General features: G+C 72.9%; 9 protein-coding genes and 2 pseudogenes. 7 read left to right on the forward strand and 4 right to left on the reverse strand.

Annotated features, from left to right (window positions below):
• Positions 1 to 150: 150 nt before the first annotated feature.
• Positions 151 to 690, reverse strand: a complete 540-nt coding sequence (locus ABZ261_RS18595) for a DUF4262 domain-containing protein (protein WP_356860398.1) — start codon at positions 688 to 690, stop codon at positions 151 to 153.
• Positions 691 to 789: 99 nt separating this feature from the next.
• Here ABZ261_RS18595 and ABZ261_RS18600 point away from each other — a divergent pair.
• Positions 790 to 1,209: pseudogene (locus tag ABZ261_RS18600) on the forward strand (tyrosine-type recombinase/integrase); the annotation flags it as partial.
• Here ABZ261_RS18600 and ABZ261_RS18605 read toward each other — a convergent pair.
• Positions 1,203 to 2,429 carry a CAP domain-containing protein gene (locus ABZ261_RS18605; protein ID WP_356860400.1) on the reverse strand — a complete coding sequence of 409 codons (1,227 nt, stop codon included), beginning with the start codon at positions 2,427 to 2,429 and terminating at the stop codon, positions 1,203 to 1,205. The pseudogene ABZ261_RS18600 and the gene ABZ261_RS18605 sit on opposite strands and share 7 nt — an antisense overlap.
• 206 nt (positions 2,430 to 2,635) lie before the next feature.
• Between ABZ261_RS18605 and ABZ261_RS18610 the strand changes: the two genes are divergently transcribed.
• The 4 genes from ABZ261_RS18610 to ABZ261_RS18625 all read left to right on the forward strand — a co-directional run bounded on the left by ABZ261_RS18610 (position 2,636) and on the right by ABZ261_RS18625 (position 8,983).
• Positions 2,636 to 2,917 carry an acylphosphatase gene (locus ABZ261_RS18610; protein WP_356860402.1) on the forward strand — a complete coding sequence of 94 codons (282 nt, stop codon included), beginning with the start codon at positions 2,636 to 2,638 and terminating at the stop codon, positions 2,915 to 2,917.
• A gap of 379 nt (positions 2,918 to 3,296) precedes the next feature.
• Complete coding sequence (locus tag ABZ261_RS18615) at positions 3,297 to 3,500, forward strand: hypothetical protein (protein ID WP_014675251.1); 204 nt, start codon at positions 3,297 to 3,299, stop codon at positions 3,498 to 3,500.
• A 264-nt stretch (positions 3,501 to 3,764) separates the two neighbouring features.
• Positions 3,765 to 7,364 carry a chromosome segregation protein SMC gene (gene smc / locus ABZ261_RS18620; RefSeq protein WP_356860404.1) on the forward strand — a complete coding sequence of 1,200 codons (3,600 nt, stop codon included), beginning with the start codon at positions 3,765 to 3,767 and terminating at the stop codon, positions 7,362 to 7,364.
• Positions 7,365 to 7,564: 200 nt separating this feature from the next.
• Positions 7,565 to 8,983, forward strand: a complete 1,419-nt coding sequence (locus tag ABZ261_RS18625) for a sugar porter family MFS transporter (RefSeq protein WP_356860406.1) — start codon at positions 7,565 to 7,567, stop codon at positions 8,981 to 8,983.
• 351 nt (positions 8,984 to 9,334) lie between these two features.
• Here the strand turns inward: ABZ261_RS18625 and ABZ261_RS18630 are convergent.
• Positions 9,335 to 9,599 (reverse strand): annotated as a pseudogene (locus ABZ261_RS18630) (cytosine permease); the annotation flags it as partial.
• Positions 9,600 to 9,674: 75 nt separating this feature from the next.
• Between ABZ261_RS18630 and ftsY the strand changes: the two are divergent.
• A complete protein-coding gene (gene ftsY, locus ABZ261_RS18635; protein WP_356860408.1) occupies positions 9,675 to 10,874 on the forward strand; it encodes a signal recognition particle-docking protein FtsY in 1,200 nt (399 codons plus the stop codon).
• A 98-nt stretch (positions 10,875 to 10,972) separates the two neighbouring features.
• On the opposite strand, the gene ABZ261_RS18640 is transcribed toward ftsY, so the two are convergent.
• Entirely contained in the window at positions 10,973 to 11,635 is a 663-nt protein-coding gene (locus ABZ261_RS18640; protein ID WP_356860410.1) for a bifunctional DNA primase/polymerase, read from the reverse strand.
• A gap of 457 nt (positions 11,636 to 12,092) precedes the next feature.
• On the opposite strand from ABZ261_RS18640, the gene ABZ261_RS18645 reads away from it, so the two are divergent.
• The gene (locus tag ABZ261_RS18645) at positions 12,093 to 13,571 is read left to right on the forward strand and encodes a hypothetical protein (RefSeq protein ID WP_356860412.1); all 1,479 of its coding nucleotides are present in this window, start codon (positions 12,093 to 12,095) and stop codon (positions 13,569 to 13,571) included.
• The last annotated feature ends 156 nt before the right edge of the window (positions 13,572 to 13,727 follow it).

Genomic DNA, 13,727 nt, shown 5'->3' on the forward strand with positions numbered 1-13,727 from the left:
CTCGTCAGTGGCGGGCCGCCCGGTGAGGACGTGTTCTTCCGCGCACCCGGTGAGCCGTGAGGAAGGCCCCCGACCGGGTTCATGGTCGGGGGCTCCACGCCGTCGTTCTGGTTGCTGTACTTCCCTGCTGTACATGGGGTCCACGGGCCCTCAGACACTTCCCCATGGACCGGCGGTATCTGACTTGGGGATCCACAGCAGGGGTTGATTCTCTCGACAGTAGTCAGCCGCATCGTCTTCCCATGGAAAGCGACCTTCCCGGTCGGGCCAGAAGAGCTGTGCCATGGGCAGTGATGAAACCTGGTAGAAGTCCAGCCCCGCGCCGAAGAAGTCGTGGCACCAGCTCTCGTGAACGGGCCGGATGACAGCGGAGTGATTGTCGTAGATGTCGTTCCGGCGCTGGTCAGGCACGAGCGGAGGCCCGCTGCGCACGGCATCGCCCGCATCACTGACCAGGGGCATCATGACGTCGACGTCCAGCCCGAAGATGCACACTTCCGGGCTGCGCAGCGTGTGCCACATGCCTATGGAGTAGGCCCACCCAGCTGGGGCTTCGCTGCCGGCGTGGACTCCCAGCACATGCCAGCCGTAGTCCCTTGTGCCAGCGGCCACAGTCCGGTCTCGGTGATTCCACGACGCTTCGTTCGACGACTGCGTGCACAGGATGCACGGACACCCGGAGTTACCCATCGGGGGATGCTAACGCCGCGAACGATCAAGCCCGTCACGTGGGTCATGGCGGTTCGCGCTGCCTTGCCGGAGAGCTACCGGGCTCTCGTGGACGTCGCCGCAGTCACCTTGCCGTGGAAGACGCTCGACGGTCCTCCGGTCACGGTGTCGCTGCTCTTCACCGGTTCCATGGGCCTGGCCCTCGACCGGAACCGCTGCAACGACCGCGTATGGCGGCCGGCGCCACAGGCCGCGGGTGTCGAGACCCGGCGGGACAACGGCATGCATGCGCTGAGGCACTTCTATGCCTCGGTGCTCCTGGACGCGGGGGAGAGCATCAAGGCGCTCAGTGAGTACCTGGGCCACCACGAACCCGGCTTCACGCTGCGCACATACGCGCGCCTGATGCCGTCGAGTGAGACCCGGGCCCGGACCCGGGCCGCCGTCGATCGCGTCTTCCGGGAGGACGAGTCTGCCGACGACGGCCCCGAGACGGCCCAGGAAGGGTTTCAGGTCTCTGAGCTGCGGTTGTCTCAGTAGCCGAAGTCCTGCGTCCACCAGGGTCCGCCCGGGCCGAAGTGGACGCCGACGCCGAGGGTCTTGAAGTCGGGGTTCAGGATGTTCGCGCGGTGGCCGGGGCTGTCCATCCAGGCCGCCACCACGGCCGCCGCGGTGGCCTGGCCGCGGGCTATGTTCTCGCCGCCGAGGTCGGTGACGCCGGCCGCCGCGGCACGGTCCCAGGGCGTTCTGCCGTCCGGGTCGGTGTGGTCGAAGAAGCCCCGCGCGGCCATGTCGTCGCTGAACGCCTCGGCCAGCCGGGTCAGGGAGGAGTTCGCCGCCAGCGGTCGGAGGCCGGCCTTGGCGCGTTCCTCGTTGACGAGCCTCAGCACCTCCGCCTCGGCGGCGGTCTCCTCCGACACCGTCACCGGTGCGGAGGCCGGCGCCTTGGACGCCGAGCGCGACGGGGTGGTCTTCGACCCCGCCGGCCTGGAGTGCGCGGACGGCGCGGTCTTCCCCGCCGGCTTGCGGGTGGCGGGCTTCGACGGTGCCGGGTCGGAGGGGGCCGGCTTCGACGGGGAGGGGGAGGCCGAGGGCGAGGCGGACGCCGATGCCGATGCCGAGGGGCCGGCGGAGGCGGCGGAGCCCGGGGACCGGGTGGGTCCGGTGCCGCGGCCGGGTATGCCGCCCTCCGGGCTGTCGGCGCTGCCCGACGTGCCGCCCTGCTCGGTGGCCGCGTTGCCGGGCAGGTCGGCGGCCTGCACCCGTTCCCCGCCGGAGGTGTGCGCACCGCCGCCGAGCCGGTACTGGTCCAGGCCCGGTACCACTCCGGTGGCCACGGCGACCGTGCCGAAGGCGACGGCCGCGGACGCGCCGAGCAGTCCTGCGCGCACCGGCCGCCCGGTCTTGGCCTTCTTCCGGTGCCGCTGGCCGCCGGACGGGGCGCCGGCCGGTGCGTCGTCGCCCGGCCAGTCGGCCGGGGAGCCGCCGGGGACGGGACCGGAAGGGGACGGCGGCGCGGCCGGCGCCGGGCCGGTCCCGGCCTCGAACAGGTAGGCCTGGGCCCTGGCCGTGGCCTCGGCGTAGGCCTCGGGGTTCAGGTAGGGCGCTGTGCCCATGGGTATCTGCCGCCGGTCCGCGGACGGGGTCGCGGAGGAGTGTCCGGGGCCGTCCCCCTCGGTGACGGAGCGCTGCGTGTACGCGGCCTCCGCGGCGCGGCCCGTGGCGGCGCGGCCGGCGGCGGAGCGTCGGTGGCGTCCCATGTCCTTGCCCTCTCCTCGTGCTCGCGGTCGACCGGCGCCCGCACGGCGGGTGCTCCGCCGGCGACTCCTCGGTGAGCGGCGCCCTCTGGTCGACTCGACTCACTCGAACGAGTGAGTTTCAGAAGCGATTCATTGGGTCGGGACGGTACCGCATGACGCCGGAGGACGGCGTGTCCCGAGCGGTGCCGGCCGGTTAGGTTGCACCCATGAGCGAGGAAGTACGGCTGGTCGCCTGGGTCCGCGGACATGTGCAAGGTGTGGGTTTCCGCTGGTTCACGCGTGCCAAGGCGCTGGAGATCGGCGGGCTGAGTGGTTTTGCTCTCAATCTGGCCGACGGGCGGGTGCAGGTGGTCGCGGAGGGGCCGCGGGAGGGCTGCGAGGGACTGCTGGACTGGCTCCGCGGCGACGACACGCCCGGCCATGTCGACGGAGTCACCGAGATCTGGGACACACCCCGGGGTGGCTACGACGGCTTCGCCGTCCGCTGAGTCCGCCGGGCGGCGCCCCGCGGACCGGCCCGCCGTGAACTGCCGCGGGCACATGCGGGAGCGGAAACGGCCTGGTGGTTGCCAACACGGGCCCGGCGTGGCAGGCTCCGCTGGTACAGCTGGACGTCCCGCCCCGAGGGCCCGGAGGAGTCGCAGCGCCGCCGCTTCCACGGCCGCGCGCCCCGGTTCGCCCCCCAATACAGGGCGTGATCGTGTTGACCGTCAAACTTTTTGGTGAGACGCTGAAAGCCCCGCGCACCTTAGCTGTTTGGCATGGAGCAGCACCAGAGCAACACCCGGATGTGCCAAGCACCGCGGGTGCGAATCCCTCACGACCCAACCGCATCGGTCGGTCACTCAGTGTGGAGGACCATCCATCATGGCAAAGGCGCTTCTCGGTTACGTCGGCGGCTCCGACCCGCGACTCCTCGCCGAGATGCGACGGCTGCAGCAGCGCGTCCAGGACCTGGAGTCCGAGCTCGTAAGGATCCAGGCGGAGAACGAAGCGCTGACGGCTGCCGCCTCTCAGGACAGGATCATGGAGAGCATCGACGCACACCAGGCGGAGCCTGCGCTCACCTGATCGCCGCATCGCTCCACAGCAGCAGTCGCCGCGATCGGGCTGCCCGTATCAACCACTCAGTTGATCGACGGCTGTGAACCCGGCCGTCAGAGCTGCAAGGGACGCTTCGGCGTCCCTTCTTTTCTTCCCCCCGCCTCTTTTCTTTCCCCCGCGCATCCTTTCACTGCCTTCAACATCTGGTCTGCCCTGCGCGTCCCCCGGCGAAACCGCGCGGCCGCGGCGGTTCATGGAGCGAGACAGCGGCGAAAGGTAGAGTCCAGCGGCGTGCACCTCAAGGCCCTGACCCTCCGCGGATTCAAGTCGTTCGCCTCGGCGACCACCCTCCGCTTCGAGCCGGGGATCACGTGCGTCGTCGGACCGAACGGCTCGGGCAAGTCCAACGTCGTGGACGCGCTCAGCTGGGTCATGGGCGAACAGGGCGCCAAGACGCTGCGCGGCGGCAAGATGGAGGATGTCATCTTCGCCGGCACCACCGGGCGGCCCCCGCTCGGCCGCGCCGAGGTGTCCTTGACCATCGACAACTCCGACGGGGCCCTGCCCATCGAGTACGCCGAGGTCACCATCACCCGGACCATGTTCCGCAACGGCGGCAGCGAGTACCAGATCAACGGCGACACCTGCCGCCTCCTGGACATCCAGGAACTCCTCTCCGACTCCGGCATCGGCCGCGAGATGCACGTCATCGTCGGCCAGGGGCAGCTCGACTCCGTCCTGCACGCCGACCCCATGGGCCGGCGCGCCTTCATCGAGGAGGCGGCCGGAATCCTCAAGCACCGCAGGCGCAAGGAGAAGGCCCTGCGCAAGCTGGACGCGATGCAGGCCAACCTCGCGCGCGTGCAGGACCTGACGGACGAGCTGCGCCGCCAGCTCAAACCCCTCGGCCGCCAGGCGGCGGTCGCACGCAGGGCCGCCGTCATCCAGGCCGACCTCCGGGACGCCCGGCTGCGGCTGCTCGCCGACGACCTCGTACAGCTGCGGGAAGCCCTCCAGGCCGAGATCGCCGACGAGGCGGCTCTGAAGGAGCGCCGGGAGGCCGCCGAGCAGGAGCTGAAGAAGGCCCTGCACCGCGAGGCCCGGCTGGAGGACGAGGTGCGGCGGCTCACGCCACGGCTCCAGCGCGCCCAGCAGACCTGGTACGAGCTGTCCCAGCTGGCCGAGCGGGTGCGCGGCACCGTCTCGCTGGCCGAGGCCCGGGTCAAGAGCGCCACCTCCGCGCCCCTGGAGGAGCGGCGCGGCCGGGACCCCGAGGACCTGGAGCGCGAGGCCGCCCGCATCCGCGAGCAGGAGGCCGAGCTGGCGGCTGCCCTGGAGGCGGCCCGGCGGGCGCTGGACGACACGGTCACCCACCGCGCCGAACTGGAGCGGGAGCTGGCTCAGGAGGAGCGCAGGCTCAAGGACGCCGCCCGTGCCATCGCCGACCGCCGCGAGGGCCTGGCCCGGCTGTCCGGACAGGTCGGCGCGGCCCGCTCGCGCGCCGCCGCCGCCCAGGCCGAGATCGACCGCCTGGCCGCGGCCCGCGACGAGGCGCGGGAACGCGCGGCGCGCGCCCAGGAGGAGTACGAGGCGCTGAAGGCCGAGGTCGACGGCCTGGAGGCGGGTGACACGGAGCTGGCCGAGCGACACGAGGCGGCCAGGCGGCAGCTCGCCGAGGCCGAGACCGCCCTCGCCGCGGCCCGCGAGGCGGCGACCGCGGCCGAACGCCGGCGCGCCGCGACCCAGGCCCGCCGTGAAGCGCTGGCCATGGGTCTGCGCCGCAAGGACGGCACCGGCACGCTGCTGGGCGCCCGGGAACGGCTGACGGGCGTGCTGGGACCGGCCGCCGAGCTGCTGACGGTCACCCCGGGCTACGAGATTGCGCTGGCCGCGGCCTTCGGCGCGGCGGCGGACGCGATCGCCGTGACCAGCCCCGCCTCGGCGGCCGAGGCGATCAGGCTCCTGCGCAAGCAGGACGGCGGCCGGGCGGCACTGCTCCTGGCGGGCGCCCCGGAGGACGTCCCGACGAGGGACACGGAGGACGGCCCGGCCGGCCGCGCCGGCTCCGCGGACGACCGCCCGGCCGGTCTCCCCCTCCTCGCCGCCGACCTGGTCCGCGGCCCCGCCGAGCTCATGCCCGCGGTGCGCCGGCTGCTGCGCGGCATCGCGGTCGTCGCGACGCTGGAGGACGCCGAGGACCTGGTCTACGCCCACCCGGAGCTGACCGCCGTGACCGCCGAGGGGGACCTGCTCGGGGCGCACTTCGCGCACGGCGGCTCGGCGGGGGCGCCCAGCCTGCTGGAGGTGCAGGCCTGCGTGGACGAGGCCGCCGCCGAGCTGACCGAACTGGCGGGGCGGTGCGCGGAGCTGGCCGAGGAGCAGCGCGTCGCGGCCGAGCGGCGGGCCGAGGCGGCGGCCCTGGTGGAGGAGCTGGGGGAGCGGCGGCGGGCCGCCGACCGGGAGAAGTCGGCCGTGGCCCAGCAGCTCGGGCGGCTGGCCGGGCAGGCGCGCGGGGCGGCCGGGGAGGCGGAGCGGTCGGCCGCGGCGGCCGCGCGGGCGCAGGAGGCGCTGGACAAGGCCGTACGGGAGGCCGAGGAGCTGGCCGAACGGCTGGCGGTCGCCGAGGAGATGCCGGTGGAGGAGGAACCGGACACCTCCGTGCGGGACCGGCTCGCCGCCGACGGCGCCAACGCCCGGCAGACCGAGATGGAGGCCCGCCTCCAGGTCCGTACCCACGAGGAGCGGGTCAAAGGGCTCGCCGGGCGCGCCGACGCGCTCGACCGGGCGGCCCGCGCGGAACGCGAGGCACGCGCGCGTGCCGAGGAGCGCCGGGCCCGGCTGCGGCACGAGGCGTCCGTCGCGGCGGCCGTCGCCTCCGGCGCCCGCCAGCTCCTCGCGCACGTCGAGGTGTCCCTGGCCCGCGCCGAGCAGGAGCGTGCCGCCGCCGAGGCGGCCAAGGCCCGGCGGGAGCAGGAGCTGGCCGCCGCGCGCACCGCGGGACGCGAACTGAAGGCGGAACTCGACGCCTTGACGGATTCCGTGCACCGCGGTGAGGTGCTCGGCGCCGAGAAGCGGCTGCGGATCGAGCAGCTGGAGACCAGGGCGCTGGAGGAGCTGGGTGTCGAGCCGGAGGGACTGGTGGCCGAGTACGGGCCGCACCGCCTCGTGCCGCCCGCGCCCCCCGCCGACGGCGAGCGGCTCCCGGACGACCCCGGTCATCCCCGCAACCAGCCGCGTCCGTTCGTCCGGGCCGAGCAGGAGAAGCGGCTCCGGGCCGCCGAGCGGGCGTACCAGCAGCTGGGCAAGGTCAACCCGCTGGCTCTGGAGGAGTTCGCGGCGCTGGAGGAGCGGCACCAGTTCCTCAGCGAGCAGCTGGAGGACCTGAAGAAGACCCGCGCCGACCTGCTCCAGGTCGTGAAGGAGGTCGACGAGCGCGTCGAGCAGGTGTTCACCGAGGCCTACCGGGACACCGCCCGCGAGTTCGAGGGCGTCTTCAGCCGGCTGTTCCCCGGCGGTGAGGGCCGTCTGGTGCTGACCGACCCGGACGACATGCTCACCACGGGCGTGGACGTGGAGGCGCGGCCGCCGGGGAAGAAGGTCAAGCGGCTGTCGCTGCTGTCGGGCGGTGAGCGGTCGCTGACGGCCGTGGCGCTGCTGGTGTCGATCTTCAAGGCCCGGCCGAGCCCGTTCTACGTGATGGACGAGGTCGAGGCGGCGCTGGACGACACCAACCTGCAGCGGCTGATCCGGATCATGCAGGAGCTGCGGGAGAGCTCTCAGCTGATCGTCATCACGCACCAGAAGCGCACGATGGAGGTCGCCGACGCGCTCTACGGCGTCTCCATGCAGGGCGACGGCGTCTCCAAAGTCGTCTCCCAGCGCCTTCGCTAGCGCCCCTTCCAAGATCCACTTACTCTGCGTTCAAGAAATGAACACGGAGTGCTGTTGTATACAAAAAAACTCACAGTCCTCGGGGTATTGACTTCGTTACTTGAAGGCATAGTCTCTGCAACGTTGCTTTTACCTTCAGGTCTCACCTGGAAGGACTCGCCCCCCACACGGCAGCGTTGCCGTGGCCCGAGGAGATACACGTGACCAGCACAGCGCAGGCGCCACAGCCAGGGACCAGGACGACTCATCCCGAACACCTCGGGCACGTCATCTTCATCGCGGCGGCTGCCGCCATGGGCGGTTTCCTCTTCGGCTACGACAGCTCCGTGATCAACGGCGCCGTCGAGGCCGTCCGCGACCGCTACGACATCGGCTCCGCCGCCCTCGCCCAGGTCATCGCGATCGCCCTGATCGGCTGCGCCGTCGGCGCCGCCACCGCCGGCCGCATAGCCGACCGGATCGGGCGCATCCGCTGCATGCAGATCGCCGCCGTCCTCTTCACCGTCAGCGCCGTCGGCTCCGCGATGCCGTTCACGCTGTGGGACCTCGCCCTGTGGCGCGTCGTCGGCGGCTTCGCCATCGGCATGGCCTCCGTCATCGGCCCGGCCTACATCGCCGAGGTCGCACCGCCCGCCTACCGCGGCCGCCTCGGCTCCTTCCAGCAGGCCGCGATCGTCGTCGGCATCGCCGTCTCGCAGCTGGTCAACTGGGGCCTGCTGAACGCCGCCGGCGGCGACCAGCGCGGCAAGCTGATGGGCCTCGAGGCCTGGCAGGTCATGCTCGGCGTGATGGTCGTCCCGGCCGTCCTCTACGGCCTGCTCTCCTTCGCGATCCCCGAGTCCCCGCGCTTCCTGATCTCCGTCGGCAAGCACGAGCGCGCCCGGCAGATCCTCGCCGAGGTCGAGGGCGGCGACGCCGACCTGGACGCCCGCGTCGCCGAGATCGAGTCGGCCATGCAGAGCGAGGAGAAGTCCTCCTTCAAGGACCTGCTCGGCGGCGGCTTCTTCTTCAAGCCGATCGTCTGGATCGGCATCGGCCTGTCGGTCTTCCAGCAGTTCGTCGGCATCAACGTCGCGTTCTACTACTCCTCGACGCTGTGGCAGTCGGTCGGCGTCGACCCGACGGACTCGTTCTTCTACTCGTTCACGACCTCGATCATCAACATCGTCGGCACCGTGATCGCGATGATCTTCGTGGACCGCGTCGGCCGCAAGCCGCTCGCCCTCATCGGCTCGGTCGGCATGGCGGTCGGTCTCGCGCTGGAGGCCTGGGCGTTCAGCCACGACCTGGTCGACGGCAAGCTGCCGAGCACGCCGGGCTGGGTCGCCCTGATCGCCGCGCACGTGTTCGTCCTCTTCTTCGCCCTGTCCTGGGGCGTGGTCGTCTGGGTCATGCTGGGCGAGATGTTCCCGAACCGGATCCGTGCCGCCGCGCTCGGCGTGGCCGCCGCCGCCCAGTGGATCGCCAACTGGGCCATCACCGCGAGCTTCCCGTCGCTGGCCGACTGGAACCTGGCCGGCACCTACGTGATCTACACGGTCTTCGCCGCGCTCTCCGTCCCGTTCGTCATGAAGTTCGTGACGGAGACGAAGGGCAAGTCCCTGGAGGAGATGGGCTGAGGCCCCCCAGTCCCGAGGAGTAGGGCCAAGTCCCCGCTGCCCTTCTCCTCGCACCGTCCGCCGCCCCCGGCCCGGCCACTGCCCGGACCGGGGGCGGCGGTGTCGTACGGGCACGCGGCGGACGGGCGGCCCCGGGCCCCCGCGCCGCCCGTCCGGGGCACGGGCCCCCGCCCCCACCGCGTGGCACGCGGCGCGGCCCGGCAGCACCCGGGGCGTCCAGCCGCGCGAGGCGCCCGACGTGGAAAGGTCCCCTCGGCACGGCTCGCCGAAGACGGCGGCCGGACGGCAGAGGGCCGCGCTCACGGGGCCGGACGACTCCGCTGCCGCTCCCGACGAGGGCCGCGACCGGTTCAGCGCACCCGGCAGCAGGTTGCCGCGCTGCCCGAGGACCGCACGCGAGAGCGCCATGCCGGGGGCGCCGGCCCGCCCGCCCGCGATGCCGATCGACCCGGCCGGGCCGTACGACACGACCGGCGCGGCCACGGCGACGACGAGCGCCCGCACAGGTCCAGGCGGTACGCCACGACCAGGCCGGCGCCCGTCGCGGCAGCAGGACGCCGATGCTCGCGCCGACCGGGGCGGGAAGCAGCTCACGCGCTCCCGCCGTGCGCTCGTGCGGTCGGGAATACGCCCGCGGGGGGACGGCGCGAACGGGCTCGAGGAGAACCCCATGGCCGATACTGGTCGGGTTATGGAAACCGTCATCCTTGCTGTAGTCATCGCCGTGGTCGTGCTCGTCGCGCTCGGCGGGCTGATCGTGGGCGGCCGGCGCCGGAAGCCGCTGCCCCCGCCGCCCCCCGCAGCGCCCGACATCACCGCGCCCCCGGCCGAGCCGCACGTCGGCGACGAGGCCGAGACGCCGCGCGACGAACCGCGCCGGACGATCGAGGAGGTGGATCTCCCGGGCGGCCCCGCGGTCGTCGTCGAGGAGCCCCCCGCTGTCGAGGCTCCCGAGATCGAGATCCCGGAGCCCACCGCAGGCCGGCTGGTCCGGCTGCGCGCCCGCCTGTCCCGCTCGCAGAACGCCCTCGGCAAGGGCCTGCTCACGCTGCTCTCCCGTGAGCACCTGGACGAGGACACCTGGGAGGAGATCGAGGACACGCTGCTCACCGCCGACGTCGGCGTGCAGCCCACCCAGGAACTGGTCGAGCGCCTGCGCGAACGCGTGCGGGTCCTCGGCACCCGCACCCCCGAAGAGCTGCGCGCCCTGCTGCGCGAGGAGCTGCTGAAGCTGGTCGGCACCGACGTCGACCGCTCGGTGAGGACCGAGCCCGAGGACCGCAAGCCGGGCATCGTGATGGTCGTCGGCGTCAACGGCACCGGCAAGACCACCACCACCGGCAAGCTGGCCCGCGTGCTGGTCGCCGACGGCCGCAGCGTCGTGCTGGGCGCCGCCGACACCTTCCGGGCGGCCGCCGCCGACCAGCTGCAGACCTGGGGCGAGCGCGTCGGCGCCTACACCGTGCGCGGCCCGGAGGGCGGCGACCCCGCCTCCGTCGCCTTCGACGCGGTCAAGGAGGGCAAGGAGATGGGGGTCGACGTCGTCCTCATCGACACCGCCGGCCGCCTGCACACCAAGACCGGCCTCATGGACGAGCTGGGCAAGGTCAAGCGCGTGGTGGAGAAGCACGCGCCGCTGGACGAGGTCCTGCTCGTGCTCGACGCCACCACCGGCCAGAACGGCCTGGTGCAGGCGCGGGTGTTCGCCGAGGTCGTGGACATCACCGGCATCGTGCTGACCAAGCTGGACGGCACCGCGAAGGGCGGCATCGTCGTCGCGGTCCAGCGCGAGCTGGGCGTCCCGGTGAAGCTGATCGGACTCGGCGAGGGCGCCGACGATCTCGCCCCGTTCGAGCCCGAGGCGTTCGTGGACGCGCTGATCGGCGACTGACCGCCCCCGCTCTCGGCAGGGGTCGTTCCCACAGGGCCCGAGAAGCGCCCGCCTCCGAGGTGCAGTCGGGGACGGGCGCTTCGTCTCTGGCCGGCCGGTCAGGCCCAGGCCCGCGACCGGTGCGCCACGTAGGCCAGCGTGCCCAGCAGCAGCCGGGCAGCCGGCGGCCGTGTCGCCGAGTCCGGCGCGGGCGGGCGCAGCCAGCGCACCGGGCCCAGGCCGCCCCGGTCGGAGGGCGGCGCGGTGATGTACGCGCCCGGCCCCAAAGCGCGCAGGTCCAGCGCGGCGGGATCGTCCCAGCCCATGCGGTACAGCAGCCGGGGGAGCCCGGCGGCGGCGCCCGGCGCGACGAGGAAGTGGACGCGGCCGTCCGGGGTGACGGCGACCGGGCCGAGCGGGAGGCCCATGCGCTCCAGGCGGGCCAGGGCCCGCCGGCCGGCCGCCTCGGAGACCTCCAGCACGTCGAACGCCCGGCCGACCGGCAGCATCACCGCGGCGCCCGGGAACCCGGCCCAGGCCTTGCTCACCTCGTCCAGCGTGGCCCCGGCCGGCACCCGCGGCGCGAAGGCGAGGGGGTGCGCACCGGGCGCCGTGCAGTCGGCGTGTCCGCACGAGCAGACGCCCGAGGCGGCCCGCGCCCCCGGCACCACGTCCCAGCCCCACAGCCCGGTGAACTCGGCGACGGCGGTGCAGTCCGCCAGACGGCCGCGCCGGCGCGTGCCGGAGCGGATCTCGCGGATGCCGCCGATCGTGAAGTCCATGCCCCCTCCAACGGGTCCTGCGCGCCGGTGGTTACGACGAGGAACGAGACGGTAGCGGAACGTAACGCTACGGCTCCCCCTGCCCGCGGTGCCGCAGGGCCGAGGCGGCGCTTCGAAGCACAGCGGGTGGCACGCCGAGGGGCATGCGCCCCCGGGTGCATCGCTCCGCCCGCTTCCGGCCGCCCAGTGACCAGTGAAGCGCGCGGGGTCCCTCGCGAGTTCATGCGAAGGGGTGGCGAATGGTGGCGTTTCCGTGATTGCCGTGGCTGGATGGGTGATCACGGCATTACTGTGAGTGCGCTAGTCCCGGGGGCGCATGCATCCACGGGTATGCCGGAGGCAAGTCGCCGACCCGTTCGAAGGGTGAGAACCGGCGGACGGGAGGCCGTGTGCACCGGCATCCTGATAGGGCTTGGCGCACTCGGCGACAAGTGGTCTCAGGGATGGGGGCGTTCCAGTGGGCGGCAGCGGCGGTGGCGGGACGAGCGGGGACAAGCGCCCGAACGAACTGCTCGGCTCGTGGTTCCTCCGCAGCGGCTGGTCCAAGGGCGAGCTGGCCCGCCAGGTGAACCGCAGGGCACGCCAGCTCGGCGCCAACCACATCTCCACCGACACCTCGCGCGTGCGCCGCTGGCTGGACGGCGAGAACCCCCGCGAACCGATCCCGCGCATCCTGTCCGAGCTGTTCTCCGAGCGCTTTGGCTGCGTGGTCTCCGTCGAGGACCTCGGCCTGCGCGCCGCCCGCCCGTCGCCCGCCTCCTCCGGCGTCGACCTGCCCTGGACGGGCCCGCAGACGGTCGCCCTGCTCGGCGAGTTCTCCCGCAGCGACCTGATGCTCGCCCGCCGCGGCTTCCTCGGCACCTCGCTCGCCCTGTCCGCGGGCCCCTCCCTCATCGAGCCCCTGCAGCGCTGGCTCGTGCCCGCCCCGGCCTCGCCGGCCCCGTCCGAGCCCCAGCCCGCCCTCGACTCCCGCAGGCCGGGCCGGCTCTCCCGGCCCGAGCTGGACCTGCTGGAGTCCACCACGCGCATGTTCCGCCAGTGGGACGCCCAGTGCGGCGGCGGTCTGCGCCGCAAGGCGGTCGTCGGCCAGCTGCACGAGGTCACCGACCTGCTCCAGGAGCCCCAGCCCGAGGCCACCGCCCGCAAGCTGTTCCAGGTCGCCGCCGAGCTGGCCGAGCTGGCCGGCTGGATGTCCTACGACGTCGGCCTCCAGCCCACCGCCCAGAAGTACTTCGTCCTCGCCCTGCACGCGGCCAAGGAAGCCGGCGACAAGCCCCTCGGCTCCTACATCCTCTCCAGCATGAGCCGCCAGATGATCCATCTCGGCCGGCCCGAGGACGCCCTGGAACTGATCCACCTCGCCCAGTACGGCAGCCGCGACTGCGCCGGCCCGCGCACCCAGTCCATGCTGTACGCGATGGAGGCCCGCGCCTACGCCAACATGGGGCAGCCCGCCAAGACCAAGCGCGCGGTCCGCATGGCCGAGGACGCCTTCGCCGACGCCGGCGAGTGGGACGAGCCCGACCCCGACTGGATCCGCTTCTTCTCCGAGGCCGAGCTATACGCCGAGAACTCCCACTCCTACCGCGACCTCGCCTATGTCGCCGGCCGCAGCCCCACCTACGCCTCCCTCGCCGAGCCGCTGATGCAGCGGGCGGTGGAGCTGTTCGCCGAGGACCTCGAGCACCAGCGGTCGTACGCGCTCAACCTCATCGGCATGGCCACCGTGCACCTGCTCCAGCGCGAGCCCGAGCGGAGCACGGCCTACGCCGCCAAGGCCATGCAGGTCGCCAAGAAGGTCCGCTCCGAGCGGGTGAACACCCGTATCCGCAAGACGGTCGACTCGGCCGTGCGGGACTACGGCGACCTCGCCGCCGTCGTCGCCCTCACCGACCAGCTCGCCGCCGACCTGCCGGAGACCGCCACAGCGGTCTGACCCGCCGGAACGCGACCCCCGGCCGCGACCGGGGGTCGCACGTCGCCAGGAGGCCGCGCCACGATAGCGAGCGCCCAGCCGCGCCTCCCGCGCTTCACCGAGGCGTAACACACACGGCGTCTTCGTCACCCGGGCGAAACAACGAGGGGCTTCCAC

It is taken from the genome of Streptomyces sp. NPDC006193, from assembly GCF_040613915.1.
Classification (GTDB): Bacteria; Actinomycetota; Actinomycetes; order Streptomycetales; family Streptomycetaceae; genus Streptomyces.